Source organism: uncultured Phascolarctobacterium sp. (assembly GCF_958349595.1).
Taxonomy (GTDB): domain Bacteria; phylum Bacillota; class Negativicutes; order Acidaminococcales; family Acidaminococcaceae; genus Phascolarctobacterium.
The window spans coordinates 1-21,123 of sequence record NZ_CATWDQ010000019.1; the positions used below are offsets into that span (position 1 = coordinate 1).

Below are 21,123 nucleotides of genomic sequence, written 5' to 3' on the forward strand. Positions count from 1 at the left end.
TGAGATGCGGTTGCGTCCCAGGGCGATAAGCTCGGCGAGTGCTGCCGCAGTCAGCGGCGGTGTTGATGATGTTTGCATTTGCATAGTAGTGATGCTCCTTTTTGATTTGATCGGCAAGGGGGTGAAACCCTCACGCTATATATAGGGCAGCGAGAGGCTTAAAAGTTTACATCGTTTTAAAAAAAATTTTTGTAGGGTGGTTTGAACTGGGTAAGCCGACTTCGTCGGGATAGGAAATCCACGCCGCTCCTTATGCAGTCGCGTCTTTTGGATAAGCTCGCAGGAGATCTGCCCGCTTCGCTGGCGCTCATAGGCAGCTTATGCTCGGCTTAATAGTTTACATCGGCTCGAAAAAATTTTTGTAGGTGGTTTTTAACAGCAGCTCATAACATTTTAGTGATATTTGTGAATAGTATGTGAAAACTTATTTTGGCATGTAAACTTTTCCGGTGTTCGCTGCCCTATATATAGTGACAGTATTCAGTACTGAATTTGTTAGCAGGGTTTTTAAGACTTATAGGGTTTTACTGCTTAGGACTTTGACCTTGAATCTGACAAAGAAATACTTACAGCAAAGTAAAGTAATACTTATTTAGTAAGTACTGAATACTGCCATAAACATTTGCACGACGAAAGGATGATCATGATGAACGAGATCGTTACATCAACAGAAAAAATGGAGGAGAAGCGTATGAGCCTGGGGCTGCAAAGCAGATTGTTGTATCTGCTTTTGAAATGCCCTTTGCTGCAGCAGGGTCAGGGATGTGCCTGTAAGGAGGCGTCGGCCCCAAACGGAAGGCTGGCAGGGAGGCCGCGGCGCGTGCACGCAGACGATGAGGAGGTTATTTTGCAGGTGACGGTGCCGTATGCCCTGCGGCGTGCGGCAAGAGCGGCGCATTTGGATTGCAGCGCTTTGACGCGTAAGGCTTTGACCAAACAATTAAAAAAAGCTGCCCGCGATTGAGCAGCTTTGATGTGATCGAGAATGACTGGCTGGCCGCGCCTGAGGTTGAGGCAGAGGCTGTGAGCCAGTGTTGTGTATGCGCCGAGCCGATCTGCAGCGGCGACAGCTACTGGGAGACGGCGGGCGGCGATATTTGCTGTGAGTGTATGGAAAATATGACGGCAGCGGCTTTTTTGACGGACGTATGCTGTGAGCGTGAAAATATAGCTAAAAGAGACTGAGGAGTGTAGATTTGGAGATACAGGAATTGAAGCGTGATTTGGAAACATTTTTTACTGACGGTGAGAACGGTTACGGTCTTTATTCGACTGAAAGGCTGCTGATACTGGCGCAGCAGGGGGATGAGAAGGCTAAATTGCAGATACTGTTCAATTTTAAGGGGCTGATTTATAAGAGTCTGGTCAATAACAGTTATTATCTGCAGCTTAGCGCCGGTGATATTTTGCAGAATTTGAGCGAGGTGCTGCTGCAGGAGATGGCAGTGTGGAAGCCGAAGGCTGCGGCCGCGTTTGGCAATCATATCAAGTATTGCCTGCGGACAGCGATCTGGAGTGAGATCAGGCGGATAAAGAGGCATGATTATAAAGAGTTGTCGTACGACGCTGAGGCTGAAGGCGGTATTTCTCAGGCCGAGCAGCAGCTGGATACTTTGATATACAAACGGTTTGGCTATAACGAGAAGCAGGCGACGCTGCGGTTTGCAGTAAAAGACCTGTTGGATTGTCTGACCAAAAAGCAGCGGTATGTGCTGCAGGCTGAGTTGTTTGAGGATAAGGACGGAACAGAGATCGCACGGCTGCTGCATATCAAAAAGTCGGCGGTCAGCAGGATCAGGGCCCGGGCGATCAGGCATCTGCAGAAGATATTGATGGCGGGTATACAGGGTGGTGAGCTGTTGTGCTGAAACCGTATCAGACGATAGGCAGGGCGCTGGCGTTGTTTAAGGCGGCGGGCCTTGCGGTGCCGGCGTATGGAGAGGAGGAAAAACGGCGGCTTTTGGATGCCTGGGTGCAGCGTTACGGGGCGCTGGACAGTGAGCTGTTTTTGAAGTGCAGTGAGCGGCTGGCGTCAGGGCAGCGGTTTCCGCGTTTTTATGATATGGATGCGGCGCTGTGGGAGGAGGAGCGTGTGCGCAGCCGCCGGAAAGCGGCGGCAATGCCGCTGGCTGCGTCTGCTGCAGTAGATTATGAGGGAAACAAAAAACGTCTGCGTCAGCTGATAGAAAGTCTGTCCGGGCGGCGCTGATACTGGGCCATACACAGATTGCCGAAAGCTGTCTGTGTATGGCTTTTTTAGCGTTGTTATAAGGGGTAAATGCAGAAATAAAGCCGAGTATAATAGGTTAAAAATAATTATTTGAAATTTATAATTAATGTTTTTTACTAATTAAATGAAAAATATTTATTTTAGTTATGGTATTATATAGCCTTTTTTGTTAAAATAACTATATATACGAACGAGAAAAATATAATTTACAGTGGATATAAAAGGAGCGTCTGGTTAGATGAAGCAGCAGGGAGAGCCGTCAGCGGAATTGAATGCAGTAATGGGTTATAATGCACTGATAGACAGTGTGGGGATCAATGTCTGTAAGTTGCTTTTGGATGATGATTTGACGATTTTATGGGGCAATGATAATTTTTATAAAAGTTCCGGTTTTACCCAGGCGGAATATCAGTCGTTGTTTCCTACGATCAAAGCATATTATGCCGGGAACGGAGACGAGTTTTTTCGCATCAGGCATGCCTTTGACAGCAGTCTGGCCAGGGGTGAGAAGCTGGTGAAGACAAGCTGCCGCAGACCGCTTAAAAACGGTGACCATGCCTGGATCAGCATCAACGCCATGATAACTGACGAGGAGCATGAGGGCAGGCGGGTCGCGCTGGCTGTTTATTCTGATATCAGCGATGTGACCAAGCTGAGGGCGGAGCGTGACAGGCTGCTGGATGAGAAAACACGTTATTTTGAGTGGATGATGGACGAGTATGTCGGTAATATTTATATCGCTGACGTTGAGACTTATGAGCTGCTGTTTCTGAATAAGACCAGCTGTGCTACTTTGCATATGACCAAAGAAGAGGGGCTGGGCAGAAAGTGCTATGAGGTCATTCAGGGGCGTACCAGTCCCTGTCCGTTCTGCAATAATGCGGAATTGACGGAGGAGGATGTCTGCGCCTGGGAGTTTGATAATCCTAATTTGGAAAAAAGGTTTATGATCAGGGACAGGCTCATCAACTGGCAGGGTCGCAAATCCAGGATCGAGCTGTCGCATGATATGCTGAGCGCTGAGTATAAGCTGGCGAAAAAGGATCTGGAACGGGAGGCTATTTTAAGAACTATTCCCGGCGGTCTGGCCAGGGTGGACGCCAGAGACTGCGAGACTGTGATGTGGTATGGCGGTAACTTTTTAGAGATGCTGGGTTATACGGCGGAACAGTTTAAAAACGAGCTGAACAGTAAATGTACTTATGTACACCCGGATGACGCGGAGCGGGCTGCCGCTTTAATGAAATCTATTTCGGAAACTGGCGAGTATAATGTTTCCGAGTTCAGGTTCGTCTGCCGCAGCGGCGAGGTGAAGCTGCTGATGGTGACTTTCTGTTATGTGAGCGCGGAAGACAGCTGGGACGGGATACCTTCTATTTACAGCGTCGGGCTGGACGTGACTGAGGAACGTCAGGAGCAGGAGCGGCAGCGCAAGGCTCTGGAGGACGCGTATCAGTCGCTGCACGTTGCCAATCTTGCCAAGAGTAATTTCCTGTCGTCGATGTCGCATGATATCCGCACGCCGATGAATGCCATTATCGGGATGACGGCGATCGCCAAGGCCAATTTATTTGAGCCGGAGAAGGTGAGCGGCTGTTTGAACAAGATCAATGTTTCCAGCAGGCATTTGCTGCGGCTGATCAATGAAGTGCTGGATATGTCGAAGATCGAGAGCGGCAAAGTAGACCTGATGCTGGAAGAAGTGAGCCTGCCGGATGTAGTGGACGATATCGTCAGTATGTGCCGGCCGTTGATGCAGGATAAGCAGCAGGCGTTTAAAGTAAATATCTTTAATGTGCGTAACGAGCATGTGATAACTGATGGTGACCGGCTGCGGCAGGTGTTTACCAATCTGCTTTCCAACGCGATCAAATATACGCCTGCAGGCGGTAAGATCAGCCTGACGATCAACGAATTGAATTCGGAGATCGATTCACAGGGCCGGTATGAGTTTATTTTTGCGGATGATGGTATCGGTATGCCGGAAGAATATATGCAGCATATTTTTGAGCCTTTCGCACGTGCCAACGATGAAAGTATCAGTAAGATCCAGGGAACCGGGCTGGGGCTGGCGATAACGCAGAATATCGTGCAGATGATGAACGGCACGATCGAGGTACAGAGCCGTCCCGGTGAGGGCAGCACCTTTACTGTAACTGTGCCGCTGGCATTGCAGATGCGGGAGGAGCAGGAGCCTGAGGAGCTGGCGGGACTGCCGGTATTGGTGGTTGACGACGAGCTGGCTGTGTGTGAAAGCGCGACGATGCTGCTGCAGGAATTGGGTATGCGCAGCAGCTGGGTGATGTCGGGGGCCGAGGCTGTGGAGTGTGTGGTGGAGGCGCACCAGCGGCAGGAGGATTTTTATGCGGTGATCCTGGACTGGAAGATGCCGGACATGGACGGACTGGAAACGGTGAAGGTCATTCGCAGGCAGGTTGGTTCCAAGGTGCCGATCATTATTATTTCGGCTTATGATTATTCCAATATCGAAAAGGAATTTATTGACGCCGGGGCTGATGCTTTTATCAGCAAGCCGCTTTTCAAATCCAAGATGCTGCACGTTTTGCAGCTGTTCTGCGATACTTATAAGGCGGATGCTGTCGAGACTTTGCCTGAGCAGCACATACATCTGGAGGGCAAAAGGGTTTTGCTGGCAGAGGATAATGAGCTGAACAGTGAGATAGCTGTAGAGCTGCTGGAGATGCACGGTTTGACTGTAGAGACCGCCGAAAACGGACTGCTGGCTGTAGAGAGGTTTAAAAAATCACTGCCCGGCTATTACGATGCGGTGCTGATGGATATCCAGATGCCGGTGATGGATGGTTACAAAGCGACTGCCGCTATCCGTGCCCTGCCTCGTCCAGATGCTGCCAGCGTTCCGATTTTGGCGCTGACGGCGAACGCTTTTGTTACTGATGCCGGTAAGGCTAAAAATGCAGGGATGAACGATCACATTACCAAACCGATCAATCTGGAGGTATTGTTTGCCGCTTTGCGCAGATGGTGGAAGTAAAATAAGACTGCAGGCACATAAAATTTGAAATTAGTAACGGACTAATACCGTTCAGTGTAATGCTGAGCGGTATTTTTTTGTGCTTTTTTGAAGCTGACGCAAGCAAAGGCAGGGTGCAGACGGTGAGAGGAGTACTGCTTTTCAGCATAAGGTTCTGGGCAAGATACAATAAAATTTTTACTCACACTAAAAGTAAGTGTCTTGCGGGGGGGGACATCGATGTTATAATACATATAACTATGATAAAAGTTTTTGCATAAAAATTAAAAAATATAAAATTAAATGCTGAACAAAATGCTGCTGCGGCTGCAGCAAAGGTGGTGGCAAATGTATAACGAAGGCCAGATCAAAGAGATAGGCAAAAAGATCAAAATACTCCGTGCTGTCCATCAAATCAGGCAGCAGGAGCTTGCGCGCAAGCTGGGGATCAGTCAGACGCATCTCAGTAATATCGAACACGGCAGAGTTACGGTCGGGCTTGTGATCCTGCTGCGGCTTGCCAATATTTTGCATTGCACGTTCAACGATTTTTTTACGTTGGAGGACGAGTCACAAAAAATGCTTGATTATTGGGACAGCAGCCCGGGAATGCGAGAGCTGAAGCAGTTTTTAGACAGCAGGGAATTGGCAGAGAGCGAAGAACAAAAAGCTGTAATTAAGGGGAGAGCAGATTGTTAAAAACAGCAGGAAAAAGTATAGCATTAGTTTTAACTTTGGGAATAACGGCGACAGCTTGGGCAGCAGCGGCGCTGCCGGGCAGCGATCCGCAGGTGCGGGCGCTGGAAGAGAACCGCAGCCAGGCTGAACAGCAGGCACAGGTAACAGCGCCGGAGGAAGCAGGCAAAGTGCAGGGCGAGCAAAAGTTTATGCTTACCAGCTTCAATTTTACCGGGCAGGAGGCGATCGACCCGGCAATTTTTACAGACCTGACTAAAGACTATACCGGCAGGGAGATCAGCGTCAGCGAATTGCAGCAGGCAACCGACATAATAACGGATTATTGCCGCAGTCAGGGCTATACTGTAGCCACGGCGTTTTTACCGCAGCAGGATATTCAAAACGGCGTCGTAGAAATACGTATTTTGCTGGGTACTCTGGGCGAGGTCAGGATCGATAACCAATCCCGCCTCAGCGCAGAACAGGCCGCCAGCTTTTTGAGCAGCCTGCATCAGGGTGACATTATCAAAAACGCCCCGCTGGAAACAGCACTGAATAACCTGAACGACTTACCGGGCATAGCTGCCGCCGGCATCCTGAGTGCAGGCACAGAAGTAGGCAGCACCGACCTGACCGTGACGTTGGCCGATAAAAAACAGTTCGATACCGTCTTATATACGGATAACCACGGTGGCCAGTACAGCGGACGCTACCGCTATGGCTTCCAGACGACCATGAACAACCCTGGCGGATATGGCGACAAAGCTTTTGTTGGCGGGATGCTGACCAACAGCGACCTGCACAACTATAATCTGGGCTATGAAATGCCAGTGGGCACTAACGGCAGCCGTTTAGGCGTCAGCTACAGCCTGATGGATTATACCTTGAGCGGCTTCTACAATATTCTGGACGCTGTCGGCAGGGCGAAAACCTTCAGCATCTACGGCAGTACGCCTATAGTGAATACCAGCCGCAGCTATTTAGCAGCAGCCTACGGCTACGACAACCGTCAGCTGCAGGACGAACTGAGGACCTTCGGTTTTAATACTAAAAAACACAGCGATGCCCTGCACTTGGGCATTGTTGGCAACAGCAGGGGAGCAGGCAGCTACACCGGCTACAGTGCCCTTTACTATGCCGGAAGATTGACCTACGACGACATCAGCACCAGTAACGAAGGTACCTACCATAAATTCAATACCGACGTCAACCATATCCAAATGCTGGGACATGCTGTTAACTTACACGTCAACCTGCACAGCCAGCTGGCCAGTAAAGATCTGGATGGCAGTGAGCAGTTCAGCCTGGGCGGCGCCGACGGAGTAAGGGCCTATCCGCAGGGCGAAGCCAGCGGCAGCGTGGGCTACCAGGCAACGGCAGAACTGCGCTGCGCCACGCCCATCACTAACCTCAGCCTGGCGACCTTTATCGACTGGGGTGAGGTGGAAGTGAGCAAAAGTATTGGCGAGCGCCGTAATCTGGCAGGCTGGGGCGTTGGTGTGCAATACGCCAAACCGAATGATTATTACCTGCGTGTCGATTACGCCAGAAAGATCAACGGCGAAGCCTACCAAAGCGAAGAAAATGATAAAAATGGCAGGATATGGTTTTTAGCCTATAAACTGTTTTAAAAGCGAGCGGGAGAAGGAGAGAGGGAAGCATGAAGAAAACAAAACTGTTATTACATAAACGCATACTGGCGGCAGTGTTGAGCGGCGGTATGCTGCTGCTGCCCAACTGGGGTTATGCCCTGCCCCAGGGGGGAACGGTAGTTGCAGGAAGCGTAAATCAAGGTTCATTCAATCCCAGCGGAAACCAAATGAATATCACAGGCAGCGGCAATGTAGCTATCGACTGGAACAGCTTTAACATAGGGAAGAACGAAACAGTCAATTTCAGCGGGATGCAGGCCGTGCTGAATTATGTCACCGGCAACACCAAAAGCGAGATATTGGGTAATATTACTGGTAATGATGTACACGTTTTTTTAGTCAATCCTAACGGTATCCTGTTTGGAGCCGATGCCAAAGTCAACGTCGGGCAGCTGACGGCATCGACACGGACGATAGAGGACAGAACAGGTTTTGACGGCAGTGCTTTCAGCACCTTGAGTGCGGCTGCGGCCAAAAAAGTACGCGGTGACATCATCAACCTGGGCGAGCTGACTGCCAATAAGATCGTGCTGGAAGGCGATAACATTTCGCTGCTCAATGCTGCTACGCTGAAAGCGGGCAGTAATAGCGACATCACCCTGCGTGCTAATAATAAAGTGACGGTTGGGTATGAAGTAAAGAAAACTGCAAATATAAATGTCAGCGATTATGCAAGTGGTGAAGCTGTTGATAAAAAAGGCAGTGAGGTACTGTCAGGTACCAATATACAGGATCTGAGCGGCAACAGTAAAAATATAACCGATGCCATGCTGGTACATAATATTAATGAATTGCAGGCGGTCAATAATAATCTTGCTGGTGATTATATGTTGGCTAATGATATTGATGCCAGTGATACAGCAAACTGGAATACGGGCAAGGGATTTATTCCTATTGGCAGAGATAGCGGTTTTAATGGTTCTTTAGATGGGGCTGGCTGCGCTATAGAAGGCTTGTATATCAATATCGATAGTAAGAGTGATCCTGAGGCAGTATATTATAATAATGCAGGGCTCTTTGATGTTTTAAATACAAATGCTTTTGTACATAATTTGACGATGCAGGGTGGAAGTGTATCTTTTTTTACTGATTCCAGTGGCGGTAATGTTGGCAGTATTGCAGGAGAGAATCTTGGACAGCTGAAAAATGTTTACAATCTTGGAATGAAGGTAAGCAGCATAAATCAGAGTGCCCGTATCGGCGGCATTGCAGGTCATAACGCAGGAATTGTAGCTGACGCACATAATCAGGGCACAGTTCATGATGGAGGAACAAGTATATCTTCACAGATTGGCGGTATTACCGGTTACAATGATAACGGCGGCGTGATCAGTTATTCTGATAATAGTGGAACTTTAACAGGCAAAGGTGAGGATTATTTACTGGGTGGAATAGTTGGTAAAAATGATGGTATGATCAGCAATGCTTTTAATAATGGAGATATAAAAGGTGCTGGTGAAAGCAGCTGGGGTGTGTATATAGGTGGTATTGCTGGAGAAAATTATGGTAATATCAGTGATTCCTATAATAAAGGCAATATTAGTGACGATGATATAGGCGGATATGATATGGCATTGGGAGGTATTGCCGGTTATAATGAAGGGGATATTGATGGCGTTTATAATAGCGGAAATATTAAAGGGCAGTATTACTTAGGTGGTATTGCAGGCCAAAGCTATGATGGTAGTATAAAAAATGCTTATAATACTGGTGTAATTACTGGAAATGGTTATGATGCAACTGCTGCAGGCATTGTTGCAGTAAATGACGCTGAAATAAAAAACGTTTATAATACTGGTAAAATAGTAAATGGATATAATATAATTGCAGATGGTAGCGGCATTTCAAATGCCTATTATGCAGTCAGAAACGGCGATACAATTTTAGGCTATAAAAAATTTGGCAGCAGTACATTACTCAGCATGGAAGACTTTGGCAAAGCATTTGAAGCTGGATTAGATACGGCGTCAAAAAATTCCTGGAAATTCTATAATGGGTATACTACGCCTCTTTTAAAGGGCTTTTTGAAAAAAATCACGATCAATGGTAATGATATTAACGCTGCTGCCAATACTGTTTACGATAGTACTGAACAAAGTTCGGGGTTAAGTGGTTTTGCAGACGGTATTTCAGTAGGGACTAAAAAGAATGCCGGAGAGTACGCTTTGGGTGATCTACTTTATTCCGGGCAGGACGGTTATGATATAACTATAGTTAATGATGGCACTAAATTCACTATCAATAAAGCAACGCTGACTGTTACTGCTGATGAGGCTGAGATTCAGGCAGGTGATTCATTACCTGATTTTAAAGGTACTATCAGCGAGCTGGCTGTCAACGATAAATGGGAGGAATTAGATGTAGATATTAAGAAGGATCTGCATTTTACTACTGACACAGACGGTAAGACGGCAGGAGAATTTGCGATCAACGGCAGCCTGGATAAGACGCTGGCTAATTATGAAATCAAACAGGCTGAGGGTAATGCCACAGCTTTGGTAGTCAAGGGCAATAAACCGCCAGATCCACCAAATCCCCCCCGAACCGCCAAAGCCGGAAATACCAAAAGAAACTATTTATCGTAATGCATTGGTAAATATTGATATTACAGAGCAGGAAAACAGGCCGGAACAGCAAAATATCAAGCGGCGCATCAGTAACAGCCTCACCAGTGACCAAGAAGAGCATGTTAAAGTGATGATCGAAGGCGACGGCATCAAATTTGGGAACGAGCAGATCAAGGTAAATGTCGATGACGACGGTATCAAAATAGAGGAAGAACAGGATTGATCCAGAACGCAGACTTCGGTCTGCGTTCTTTTTTGGTATAGTAATGAGAGTGTCAAATGATTATTTTGTAAATACAGATACATTTTTTATTTATTGTTACTTGCGTTACACTTTGCTGTTTTAAAAACAGTAAATTCTTAAATTTCAGTCAAAATGCAGGAAAAGCCCTTGTAATCAGCGAATTGTAATAACATCAAATTTTCTAGGACAAGGGGGAGTAATCATGAAAGAGTATACTGGAGATAGGATCAGAAACGTGGCCATTGTGGGTCACGGTGGGGCTGGAACGACGTCTGTTACCGAAGCCTTACTGTATCGTTCGGGAGCAATTTCCAGAATGTGCAAGGTAGAAGACGGGGCTACCACCACTGACTATGAGCCGGAAGAAATCAAACGCGGCGTATCTGTCAATGCAACTTTGGCGCCTGTTGAGTGGCGTGATACCAAAATCAATTTTATCGATACACCGGGCTTTGCTGACTTTGTAGCCGAGGTCAAAGGCGCTTTCCGTGCCGTTGACAGCGCTTTGATCGTTGTATGCGCTACTTCGGGCGTGCAGGTCGGCACTGAGCAATGCTGGAAACTGGCAGAAGAAGCACATTTGCCGCGTATCATTTTTGTTAATAAGATGGATCGTGAAAATGCTGATTTTGATAGTATTCTTGAAAATCTGCGTGCTAAGATCGGTAAACGCGTATTGCCGCTGCAATTACCTCTCGGCAAGGAAGCCGATTTCTGCGGCGTTATCGATCTTTATAAAATGAAGGCTTATAAAGCTAACGGCAACGATTCCATCGAAATGGACATTCCTGAAGATATGCTGGAGTATGCCAAAGAAGCGCATGAAAAAATGGTCGAAGCGGCTGTTGAGGCTGACGATGACTGCATGATGCGTTATCTGGAAGGCGAAACTATCAGCGATGAGGAAATTATGGACTGCCTGATCAAGGGCATTCGTCAGGCGATTATTTTCCCTGTCCTTTGCGGAAGCGCATATAAAGATATTGGTTTGGGCCGTGTTATGAACGCGATCATCGACTTTACCTATCCGGCAATACTGAACGATTTTGTCGTTACGAATCCGGAAACCGAAGAAGAAGAGATCCGCGACGCTAACGCGCCGATGGCCGCTTTGGTTTTCAAAACTACATCCGATCCGTTTGTGGGCCGGTTGAGCTTCTTTAGAGTATTTTCGGGTACGATCAAAGCCGACAGCATGGTTTATAATGCCAGCCGTGAAAAAGAAGAACGTATCGGCGGTATTTTTACAATGCGCGGTAAAACTCAGATTCCGATGAAAGAAGTAGTTGCCGGTGATATCGGCGTTACTACTAAATTGCAGTTTACATCTACGGGCGATACGCTCAGCGATAAGAATTCTCCTGTGTTGTTTGCACCGATCGCATTCCCGCTGCCGATGTATACTCGTGCCATTTACGCTAAAAAGAAAGGCGAGGAAGAGAAGATCGCCACTGCTTTGAACCGTTTGATGGACGAGGACCCGACAATCATAGTTACTAAAAACACTGTTACCAAGGAAACTCTGGTCAGTGGTATGGGCGATCAGCATATCGAGATCATTATGGAGCGTATGAAACGTAAATTCGGCGTGGAAGCCGATCTGCGTGCGCCTATCGTTGAATACAGAGAGACTATCCGCGGAACTGCGGAGGTTGAAGGCAAGCATAAGAAACAATCCGGTGGACATGGTCAGTATGGTCACGTAGTGATCAAAATGGAACCCCTGCCGCCAGGAGAAGGCTTCGAGTTTGTTGATAAGATTTTTGGCGGTGCCGTACCGCGTCAATATATCCCGGCAGTTGAAAAAGGTATGCGTGAATCTATGGAACACGGCATTTTGGCCGGGTATCCGGTAGTAGATGTTCGTATCACGCTGCTTGACGGTTCTTATCATACCGTCGATTCTTCGGAAATGGCGTTTAAGATCGCTTCTAATATGGCATTCAAAAAAGCTATGGAACAGGCTAAACCTGTTTTGATGGAGCCGGTTTATAATTTGGATGTTTATTGTGCCGAATCGATGATGGGCGACGTTATTGGCGACCTGAATTCGAAACGCGGACGTATTTTGGGTATGCAGAGTCTGGAAGACGGTATGGGCTGCGTCAAAGCACAGGTCCCTTATGCCGAGATCTCTGAATATGCAGTTGACCTGCGTGCGCTGACCCAGGGTCTGGGCACTTTTGAAATGAAGTTTGACCATTATGAGGACGTTCCGATGAAAATGGCCGAAAAGATCATTGCCGAGGCTAAGGAAGCTCAATAATTGATGTAGTTGCTGCAAATGTAAAAGGAAAAGCGGTTTGTTTTAGTGGCAAACCGCTTTTGTGACTCCAATATATTGATAAACCCTTTGGTTTTGGTAAATTTTGTTAAAAGGTCAGAAATCAGTAGACCAAATGCACCAGCATATATCCGGCAAAGCAGGCACTGCCTACGCCAATAAGTCCTGGCAGCAGGAAACTGTGATTGATGATGAATTTGCCGATATGTGTCGTTCCTGAACGGTCAAAGCCGATACAGGCCAGATCAGATGGATAAGTAGGAAGAACGAAATAACCGTAAGCTGCAGGCATAAAGCCAACTATTACTAAAGGACTGACACCAACGCTCAATGCCATTGGTACGATTACGGTTACAGCAGCAGCTTGGGAATTGATCAGTTTGGAAACTAAAAATAAAACTACTGCATACATCCAGGGATAAGCAAGGACCACGTCACTTAAAGATTGTTTCATAACGGGCAGATAAGCACCGAAATATGTATCGGCCATCCAGGCTACACCGTAGACTGAAACAATAGCTGTCATACCTGATTTGAAAACAGAGCCGGAAGCGACTTCTGAGGTTTTTACATTACACAGCACCATGATAACAGCTGCAATAGAAAGCATCATTAGCTGAATGGTAGGCGTCATGGAGAAGGGTTTTAAAATGCCTTTGGCATTGGGAAAATGAGGTAATAATTGTGGGAAACTGCCAAAGATGGCAATGACGACGATACCCAGCAGAAAAACTAAAGCTGCCTGATAAGCGCTTTTGGGTAGGGAGACATTTAAAAGACTTTGCTCTTGCAGACCGCCGTAAATAAATTCTTTTTGTTCAGGGTCTGCGATTTTGGCCTGGAATTCGCTGTCTTTATCAAGATCTTTGCCGCGGTTGAGGCTCCAAAGGCCGGCGATTATAACGCCTATAAAAGTAGCCGGAATGGAAATGGAAAGGATCTGCATAACGCCGAAAGGCTGGTCGGTAGCACCTAAAATGGCTACGGCAGAAACAACGGCTACTGAAGCCGGCGAAGCGCAGACGCCCATTTGAGAGGCGATGGAAGCAACAGACATGGGTCGTTCCGGACGGATATTTTGTTTTATGGAAATATCATAAATAATAGGGAACATAGCGTAAACTACATGCCCGGTACCGCATAAAACGGCGAGCAGCCAGGTGGTAAGCGGCGCAAGGATCGTAATATATTTGGGGTTACTGCGTAGAAATTTTTCCGCATATTTCAGCATTACGTCAAGACCTTTGGACGCCTGTAAAAATGCTGAACAGGTAACTACCGCCATGATCGTCAGCATAACGTCGACCGGTGGTTTACCGGGTTTCAGGCCCATAATAAAAATAAAGAAAACAAGGCCGATACCAGAAATAGTAGCCAGGCCGATACCGCCGCGTCGAACGCCGATTACCAGACATGCCATCAAAACGATAAAACCTAAAAACATTAACATCAAGACACCTCCGAGAAATAAAATAAATAATAATAAAAATATATCTAACGACGTCAAGGTATACAGCTTTACCTGTTATGCCACGGTCGGAGATGCCCTTTTCCAATACGCACATAGTTTTTAGAAGGCAAGGGGCCCGAAGGGAATGGTGACACTATATAAATAAAGTGTATGATAATAGCGAAATAATCACAGGAATTAGTATACACTATTTTGGCGTTTATGACTAGACCTTAAAATTTTATTTCAAGAAGGATTGTAATGTGAAGAGATAAATAAGCTTTATAATGCTTTGCTAATGACAAAAAACTGATAATGGACTGTCAGATAAAAAACACTGGAAAATACACGATGTTAATTATAGCAACTTATGCTATAATTAATGTATTACTATGACTTATTGGGAGGGTTCAGTAAATGCAGGCTATTGATCATGCATCTGTTAATACTTTACGCTTTTTGGCGGCTGACCAGGTAGAGAAGGCAAAATCGGGGCATCCCGGCTTTCCTTTGGGCACGGCACCGTTGATGTATACTTTGTGGGACCGTTTTATGCACTATAATCCAAAAGATCCTAACTGGTTCAATCGTGACCGTTTTATTTTGTCGCCGGGTCATGGCAGCGCACTGCTATATGCAATGCTGCATCTGGCCGGCTACGATCTTTCTCTGGAGGAACTGAAAAACTTCCGTCAATGGGGCAGCAAAACTCCGGGGCATCCTGAATATGGCCATACGGCAGGCGTAGATGCGTCTACAGGTCCGCTGGGACATGGCTTTGCCATGGGTGTAGGTTTTGCCATTGCTGAAGCGATGCTGGCGGACAAATACAACAAACCTGAATTTACTGTTATCGATCATTATACTTATGGTCTGACTTCTGACGGCGACCTGATGGAAGGCGTTGCCAGCGAGGCTGCTTCTTTGGCAGGTACTTTGGGACTGGGTAAATTGATCTACCTTTATGACGATAATAAAATCACTATCGAGGGTTCTACCGATATTGCCTTCACTGAAGATGTAGAAGCACGCTTTAAAGCTTATGGCTGGCAGGTGCTGCGTGTAGCTGATTCCGAAGATATCGACGCTATGGAAGCGGCTGTGAAAGAGGCGCAGGCAGATACCTCGCATCCAAGTCTGATCATTGTCCGTACCCATATCGGTTATGGCAGCCCGAAACAGGACAGTGCTTCCTGCCACGGTGAGCCTTTGGGCGCGGAAGCGTTGGCGCTGACTAAAGAAAAAGCAGGTTGGCCTGTTGGTCAACCTTTCTATGTGCCGCTGACCGTCAGCCAGCATTTCAAAAATAAAATCGAAGATTGCCAGGATAACCAAAAAGCCTGGGAAGCATTGATGGCTGATTATAAAGTTGTTTATCCCGAACTGGGCACTGAACTGGAAGAACGTATCAGCGGCAATGCGCTGGTAAATCTGCATGATCTGGAAGCGATCTTTAAAGATGTTGCTAAAACAGCTACCCGTGAAGCTTCCGGTGATATCCTGCAAAAACTGGTCATGCAGCTGCCTGATTTGGTAGGCGGCAGCGCTGACCTGGGGCCTTCTAATAAAACTGTGATGAAAAATGCCGGTTATTTTTCACAAACCGACCGCAGCGGCCGCAATATTCATTTCGGCGTGCGCGAACACGCTATGGGCACCGTGCTTAACGGCCTTGCTCTGCATGGCGGCTTCATTCCTTTCGGCGGCACCTTCCTCGTTTTTGCCGACTTTATGCGTCCGGCTATGCGTATGGCGGCCTTGATGGGACTGCGTTCTATTTTCGTGCTTACGCATGACAGTATTGCTTTGGGTGAAGACGGACCGACGCATCAGCCGATCGAACAGACGATGAGCCTGCGGATGATCCCGGGATTGTCGGTATTCCGTCCGGCAGACGCTTTGGAAACTGCGACTGCCTGGCAGATGGCCTGCATGAACATGCATAAACCGACAGCGTTGCTTTTGAGCCGTCAAAAATTACCGGTGCTGCATGATTATGCCGCTACCGTACACGAAAATGCTTATAAAGGCGCTTATGTGCTGAACCCGGGTCAGGGAGAGGCAAAAGCGGTCGTTATCGCTACCGGCAGCGAAGTGCATCTGGCGCTGGCAGCTCAGGCTGAACTGGCGAAAGAAGGTATTGCGGTCAGCGTGGTTTCGATGCCAAGCTGGGATGCCTTTGAACTTCAGAGCGACACTTATAAAGCTTCCGTATTGCCTGAAGGCTTGCCGAAGATTGCTGTCGAAGCAGGCGTTACTTTGGGCTGGAGCCGTTATACCGGCAGTGAAAACAATGTACTTGGCATCAACCGTTTCGGCGCTTCGGCACCTGGTGATGTGATGATGGAAAAATATGGCTTTACTGTTCAGAATCTGGTCGCTAAAGTAAAAAGCGTCCTCTAAAATCTAAATCTTAACGGGCATGGTGCTTACTTTTAGGCCCGTGCCCGTTTCGTTTGCGGCAAACAATGTCACACTGCTGACCGCAGATAGGAGTAATGATGAAACATTTATTAACGATAGCAGGCAGCGATTCCAGCGGCGGCGCCGGGATACAGGCCGATTTGAAAACCTTTGCCGCCCATGGCACCTTCGGCATGAGCGTTATTACCGCGGTAACGGCGCAGAATACACAGGGCGTGACGATGGTGCAGGATATTGACGCCGAAGTGGTCGAGGCGCAGATCAACGCAGTCTTCGACGATATTCGCGTCGACGCTGTCAAAATAGGCATGGTTTCGCATCCTGAAATCATTAAAACGATCGCCGGCAGATTGCGTTATTATAAACCGCAGATCGTGGTGCTGGACCCGGTAATGATTTCTAAAAGCGGTTATCCGCTGCTGGCGCCGGAAGCCTGTGAGACGCTGGTCAAAGAACTGCTGCCGCTGGCGACGCTGGTAACGCCTAATTTGCCCGAAGCAGAAGTGATCAGCGGCATGAAGGTGGAGACAAAGGCAGAAATGCTTCCGGTGGCTGCACGCATTTTAGAACTGGGAGCCCAGGCAGTGCTGGTCAAAGGCGGGCACCTGAACGGCAGTGCCGATGATCTGCTGTTTGACGGCAGCACGGAACGCTGGTTTATGGGTGAACGTATCGATACTAAAAATACGCATGGAACAGGCTGCACGTTATCGAGCTCGCTGGCAGCCAACCTTGCCCTGGGCCTGAGCCTGGCTGAGGCAGTGGCAGCTTCGAAAGCCTATGTAACGGAAGCGATAGAGTACAGTCTGCCGATCGGCGGCGGCTGTGGTCCGACACATCATTTTGTTGATTTGTACAGAAAGGCAGGCTGGTTAAAATGAGTTTGGTCATCAAAGGCCAATTTGGCCTGATTGTCGATGCAGTGCGTGCAAAACGGCCCGTTATCCATCATTTGACCAATTATGTGACTGCCGGCGACTGCGCCAACATAACCTTGTGTGCGGGTGCTTCGCCGGTAATGGCCGATGAAGCGGAGGAAGCAGCTGAAATAACGGCTAATGCCGACGCGCTGGTGCTGAATCTTGGCACTATTGCCAAAGCTAAAATGCAGGCTATGGAAACGGCGGCTGTTACTGCCAGGAATAAAGGCATAGCGGTCGTTTTAGACCCGGTAGGGGTGATGGCGTCCAAGCTGCGTCTGGCTTTTGCGCTGAAGCTTTTGCGTGAAGGGCTGATAACTATTGTCCGCGGCAATTATGCTGAGTGTATGGCGCTGCTGGAAGAAAAAGCCGAAGGCAAAGGCGTGGATTCCAGCGGTGATGTGCCTGACGGGCTGCGGGTAGCGAAGGAAGCCGCAGAAAAATATGGCTGCGTTTTTGCAGTTACAGGCGTTACTGATTACGTCAGCAATGGTAAACAGGCGTTGGTGCTGACAGGCGGTCATGAGCTGCTGACGCAGATCACCGGGGCCGGCTGCATGACGACGACGTTGTGTGCCTGCTGCGCGGCAGTGACAAAAGACCCATTGCTGGCTGCGGCTTTAGGCATAGTTATCATGGGGCAGGCGGCAGAGCTGGCCGCAGGCTTTATGGAAACCAAAGATGGACCGGGAATGTTCAAAACACGATTGTTTGACGGCGTTTACCACGTTACGACTAAATGGAACGTGTTGCATTTGGACCCGGAACGGAAGCAGTGAGATGGAACAGATGAAACAAAAAATAGATTACAGCGTTTATCTGGTGACAGATACAGGCCTTTTACAGGGGCGTGATTTTGCCGCCTGCATCGAAGCGGCGCTTAAAGGCGGCGTGACCCTGCTGCAGTATCGTGATAAAGACGCCGACAGCCGCACGCTGTTTGAGCGGGCGCAGCTGCTCAAGAATCTGTGTACGGTGTATAAGGTGCCGCTGTTGATCAACGACAGGCTGGATATTGCCTTGGCGGTGCAGGCCGACGGCGTACACGTAGGGCAAAGCGACTTGCCTGTTGCCGTAGTACGCAGGCTTTTAGGCGGTCAGGCTGTCATAGGCGCCTCGGCCCATAATGCCGAAGAAGCCAGGCAGGCTCTGGCAGATGGTGCCGATTATTTAGGCTGCGGCGCTGTGTTTGGTACTACTACCAAAACCGACGCCGGTTATTTAGGGCTGGAAGGTCTGCAAAGCATCAGGCAGGCAACTGCGGCGCCTATCGTCGGTATCGGCGGTATCAACAGCGCTAATTTCGGGCAGGTGCTGCAAACCGGCGCCAACGGTGCCGCTGTTGTCAGCGGGATTCTGGCGGCAGCCGATATTGAAGCAGAGGTGCGTAAATTCAAAACGATTGCCGCTGCCTATAAAAATGCATAAAAAAGCACATAAAAATAGCTATCGCTGTTACGGCGATAGCTATTACTTTTTTGCTGTTTTTTAGTTATTTTCGTTCAGGATCTGATTGACGCGGTCGCGCATTGAACCTGTCTGCGGCGACTTTGCTTTATCGTCGCTGAATTCTTTTTGCAGTTCCTGCATTTCCTTGTCCAGTTCTTTCTGCTGGGCCTTGATTTTGGCTTCAGCCTGCGCACGCTCAGATTTTTTGATATCCTTCAGGAAGGTGTTATCATCAAAATCCCTGAACTCGTTTTCCAGCGACTGCGTATCATAAATAGCCGGTGAAGAACCTGCTTCCGTGATATGCGGTGTCAGGATCATCATGACCTCGGTTTTATTTTTAGTAGTGCTGCGGTTTTTAAACAGCTCGCCTAAAATCGGGATATTGGAGAGGAAGGGGATCTTCTGGATATTTTTCTGTTCTTCTTCGTTGATCAGGCCGCCGATGATCAGCGTTTCCCCATTACGCATCCTTACATAAGTATCGGCAGTACGGCTGGTGATCTTATAATTTTTGATTTCAGAAACCAGCGTCGGGGTGCTGACTTCAGTATGGACGGCAGAAGTGATCATGTCGTCCTCGCTGACCAGCGGAGTATAAGTAAGCTTGATACCTGCATCTACATATTCGGTAGTATTGACGGTAACGCCGTTTTCGATCTTTTCGGTCAAAACAGGGATGTGGTCACCGATGAAAATACTGGCTTCCTTACCGGGAACGGTGATGATGCGCGGAGTCGCTAAAATTTTTGCCTTGCCGTTGGCAAACAGCGCGTTGAGCGTGGCATTGAAGCGGAACTCATAGCTGGCGCCAAAATGGACTACGCCGCCGAAATCTTCTTCATCGTCGTTGTTACCGCCGCCGTTATTGTTGTCCTCGCTGTTTTGCGGTATTTTATCCCAATTCCAGTTGATACCAAGGTTTTTACTGTCCTCTTTATTGATGGCAATGATCTTGGCTTCCAGAGTGATCTGTTTTGTAGCTACATCCATTGCTTTGATAGCGCTGCGCACACGTTCTTCATCAGTGCTGCTGCCGCTGAACAGAATGGAGTTAGTGATCGGATCGATACTGATTTTTTTATCGCCGTCTAAAATACTGTCCAGGGCTGTTTTAACATCTTCTGCCTTGGCGTAATTCAGTTTAAAAACATTGACGCTGCCGTTGAATTTATTCAGATTTTCCTGCGTGGAAACCAGAATAACGCCGTCAACGACGCGGTAAGCCAGGCCCTTGGCGCTGGTGATCAGTTTGATCGCCGTGTTAAAGGGCACATTGTCCAAAGCGATCGTGATCCTGCCTCTGACAGATTCGTCGGTAACGATGCTGGCATCGGAAAGAGCAGAAATAGCAGTCAAAACGTCGCGAACCTCGCCATCGTGCACATTTAAGGTAACATTAGGCGCGGCTAAAGCAACAGCCGTGCTGCTGAATGCTAAAAGTGCGGCAAGAGTAGTGTTCCGCAGCGATTTTTTCCAGGAATGCATCAGTTATTCCTCCCAAGTGTCAAATGGAGTGGCGCCTGCGGATGGCTGAGATCAACGGAATCAGTACCGATAGCGGCAACGGTATAGTCGCCGAAGCTCTGACCGTCTTTATAATAATTGCTGGTATTGTTGAATTCGATGATCGCCAGCTGTCTGACGCCATTATTAATGATGCCGCGCAAAACCGGCGATCCTGCGTAAACAGCCGCTCCGCCTGTGGCTGTGCCGGCAGATACGGCAGATCTGTTGAGCAGCGCCGCCGGAGCCATAAATGGATTACGGACGATAGTTTGCATTTTAGCTGCAGGGACTAAAGCATCTTCAACAGGCATGGCAGCAGCTGCCGGTTGAGTTTGCACGATAGCCTGCGGCTGTTCGGCCCAGGCTTTTTCGAACAAACCTTCTATATAGCTGCCTGCATCAAAGCGGCACATAAAATGCGAGGCGCTCAAAACCAGGAAAGCTGCCAGAATGACAAGTGACAAACGATCAGTTTGTTTTTGCTGTTTTCGCATGATGATTCCTCCAAATATAAATTAAACTGATAATTATAAAATCTTAATATAGTTATTATATCACAAGATGAAGAAAAACAAATAAATATTCTTGTTGTTTCTACTAAAATAAGTTTGTTTTAGAATATACATCGTAGTATAATAAAATATAAAATAAAATATACATATTATTCGTTCTAAAACCAATAAAGTAACTAATGTAATTTTACTGTCAGTAAAGGCAAAAACGG

At 47.7% G+C, this 21,123-nt stretch carries 17 protein-coding genes; 14 read left to right on the forward strand and 3 right to left on the reverse strand.

Features of this window, described 5'->3' with window-relative positions; all coding sequences use genetic code 11:
- The first annotated feature begins 643 nt into the window (after positions 1-643).
- From Q4G98_RS10820 to fusA, 10 genes are all read left to right on the forward strand, one after another.
- On the forward strand, positions 644-964 hold the full coding sequence (locus Q4G98_RS10820; protein ID WP_298562850.1) for a hypothetical protein: 321 nt from the start codon (positions 644-646) through the stop codon (positions 962-964).
- 11 nt (positions 965-975) lie between these two features.
- A complete protein-coding gene (locus tag Q4G98_RS10825) occupies positions 976-1,185 on the forward strand; it encodes a hypothetical protein (RefSeq protein WP_298562848.1) in 210 nt (69 codons plus the stop codon).
- Between the two features lie 11 nt (positions 1,186-1,196).
- Entirely contained in the window at positions 1,197-1,868 is a 672-nt protein-coding gene (locus tag Q4G98_RS10830; protein WP_298562846.1) for an RNA polymerase sigma factor, read from the forward strand.
- Positions 1,862-2,209 (forward strand): hypothetical protein, encoded by a 348-nt coding sequence (locus Q4G98_RS10835; protein ID WP_298562844.1) that lies wholly within the window; start codon positions 1,862-1,864, stop codon positions 2,207-2,209. Before Q4G98_RS10830 ends, Q4G98_RS10835 begins: the two co-directional genes overlap by 7 nt.
- A 259-nt stretch (positions 2,210-2,468) precedes the next feature.
- The gene (locus tag Q4G98_RS10840; RefSeq protein ID WP_298562842.1) at positions 2,469-5,243 is read left to right on the forward strand and encodes a PAS domain-containing hybrid sensor histidine kinase/response regulator; all 2,775 of its coding nucleotides are present in this window, start codon (positions 2,469-2,471) and stop codon (positions 5,241-5,243) included.
- A gap of 327 nt (positions 5,244-5,570) precedes the next feature.
- Complete coding sequence (locus tag Q4G98_RS10845; RefSeq protein WP_298562840.1) at positions 5,571-5,921, forward strand: helix-turn-helix domain-containing protein; 351 nt, start codon at positions 5,571-5,573, stop codon at positions 5,919-5,921.
- Positions 5,915-7,531 (forward strand): ShlB/FhaC/HecB family hemolysin secretion/activation protein, encoded by a 1,617-nt coding sequence (locus tag Q4G98_RS10850; protein ID WP_298565643.1) that lies wholly within the window; start codon positions 5,915-5,917, stop codon positions 7,529-7,531. Before Q4G98_RS10845 ends, Q4G98_RS10850 begins: the two co-directional genes overlap by 7 nt.
- 29 nt (positions 7,532-7,560) lie before the next feature.
- Positions 7,561-10,137, forward strand: a complete 2,577-nt coding sequence (locus Q4G98_RS10855) for a GLUG motif-containing protein (RefSeq protein WP_301961984.1) — start codon at positions 7,561-7,563, stop codon at positions 10,135-10,137.
- A gap of 4 nt (positions 10,138-10,141) precedes the next feature.
- Positions 10,142-10,342: a hypothetical protein gene (locus tag Q4G98_RS10860; RefSeq protein WP_301961985.1), complete on the forward strand. Its 201-nt coding sequence runs from the start codon at positions 10,142-10,144 to the stop codon at positions 10,340-10,342.
- Between the two features lie 223 nt (positions 10,343-10,565).
- Positions 10,566-12,629, forward strand: coding sequence for an elongation factor G (gene fusA, locus Q4G98_RS10865; RefSeq protein WP_177560652.1), 2,064 nt, complete (start codon positions 10,566-10,568; stop codon positions 12,627-12,629).
- 121 nt (positions 12,630-12,750) lie between these two features.
- On the opposite strand, the gene Q4G98_RS10870 is transcribed toward fusA, so the two are convergent.
- Positions 12,751-14,097, reverse strand: coding sequence for an anaerobic C4-dicarboxylate transporter (locus Q4G98_RS10870; RefSeq protein ID WP_298564781.1), 1,347 nt, complete (start codon positions 14,095-14,097; stop codon positions 12,751-12,753).
- A 417-nt stretch (positions 14,098-14,514) separates the two neighbouring features.
- Here Q4G98_RS10870 and tkt point away from each other — a divergent pair, with 417 nt between their 5' ends.
- The 4 genes from tkt (at position 14,515) to thiE (ending at position 18,869) form a co-directional block, all read left to right on the forward strand.
- On the forward strand, positions 14,515-16,500 hold the full coding sequence (gene tkt / locus Q4G98_RS10875) for a transketolase (RefSeq protein WP_298564783.1): 1,986 nt from the start codon (positions 14,515-14,517) through the stop codon (positions 16,498-16,500).
- Positions 16,501-16,598: 98 nt separating this feature from the next.
- On the forward strand, positions 16,599-17,402 hold the full coding sequence (thiD, locus tag Q4G98_RS10880) for a bifunctional hydroxymethylpyrimidine kinase/phosphomethylpyrimidine kinase (RefSeq protein ID WP_293718292.1): 804 nt from the start codon (positions 16,599-16,601) through the stop codon (positions 17,400-17,402).
- Positions 17,399-18,220 carry a hydroxyethylthiazole kinase gene (thiM, locus tag Q4G98_RS10885; RefSeq protein ID WP_177560654.1) on the forward strand — a complete coding sequence of 274 codons (822 nt, stop codon included), beginning with the start codon at positions 17,399-17,401 and terminating at the stop codon, positions 18,218-18,220. The genes thiD and thiM overlap by 4 nt, the downstream gene beginning before the upstream one ends.
- Positions 18,221-18,230: 10 nt before the next feature.
- Positions 18,231-18,869 carry a thiamine phosphate synthase gene (gene thiE / locus Q4G98_RS10890; protein WP_366917006.1) on the forward strand — a complete coding sequence of 213 codons (639 nt, stop codon included), beginning with the start codon at positions 18,231-18,233 and terminating at the stop codon, positions 18,867-18,869.
- Between the two features lie 60 nt (positions 18,870-18,929).
- On the opposite strand, the gene Q4G98_RS10895 is transcribed toward thiE, so the two are convergent.
- Positions 18,930-20,378 (reverse strand): type II secretion system protein GspD, encoded by a 1,449-nt coding sequence (locus Q4G98_RS10895; RefSeq protein ID WP_298564787.1) that lies wholly within the window; start codon positions 20,376-20,378, stop codon positions 18,930-18,932.
- Positions 20,378-20,893, reverse strand: coding sequence for a hypothetical protein (locus tag Q4G98_RS10900; RefSeq protein ID WP_298564789.1), 516 nt, complete (start codon positions 20,891-20,893; stop codon positions 20,378-20,380). Before Q4G98_RS10900 ends, Q4G98_RS10895 begins: the two co-directional genes overlap by 1 nt.
- Positions 20,894-21,123 lie beyond the last annotated feature (230 nt).

Bases quoted from the DNA above. Each gene is read 5' to 3' on its own strand.
- Q4G98_RS10820 (WP_298562850.1), top strand. From the start codon at position 644: ATGATGAACGAGATCGTTACATCAACAGAAAAAATGGAGGAGAAGCGT.
- Q4G98_RS10840 (WP_298562842.1), top strand. From the start codon at position 2,469: ATGAAGCAGCAGGGAGAGCCGTCAGCGGAATTGAATGCAGTAATGGGT.
- Q4G98_RS10845 (WP_298562840.1), top strand. From the start codon at position 5,571: ATGTATAACGAAGGCCAGATCAAAGAGATAGGCAAAAAGATCAAAATA.
- Q4G98_RS10855 (WP_301961984.1), top strand. From the start codon at position 7,561: ATGAAGAAAACAAAACTGTTATTACATAAACGCATACTGGCGGCAGTG.
- fusA (WP_177560652.1), top strand. From the start codon at position 10,566: ATGAAAGAGTATACTGGAGATAGGATCAGAAACGTGGCCATTGTGGGT.
- Q4G98_RS10870 (WP_298564781.1), bottom strand. From the start codon at position 14,097: ATGTTAATGTTTTTAGGTTTTATCGTTTTGATGGCATGTCTGGTAATC.
- tkt (WP_298564783.1), top strand. From the start codon at position 14,515: ATGCAGGCTATTGATCATGCATCTGTTAATACTTTACGCTTTTTGGCG.
- thiD (WP_293718292.1), top strand. From the start codon at position 16,599: ATGAAACATTTATTAACGATAGCAGGCAGCGATTCCAGCGGCGGCGCC.
- thiM (WP_177560654.1), top strand. From the start codon at position 17,399: ATGAGTTTGGTCATCAAAGGCCAATTTGGCCTGATTGTCGATGCAGTG.
- thiE (WP_366917006.1), top strand. From the start codon at position 18,231: ATGAAACAAAAAATAGATTACAGCGTTTATCTGGTGACAGATACAGGC.
- Q4G98_RS10895 (WP_298564787.1), bottom strand. From the start codon at position 20,378: ATGCATTCCTGGAAAAAATCGCTGCGGAACACTACTCTTGCCGCACTT.
- Q4G98_RS10900 (WP_298564789.1), bottom strand. From the start codon at position 20,893: ATGCGAAAACAGCAAAAACAAACTGATCGTTTGTCACTTGTCATTCTG.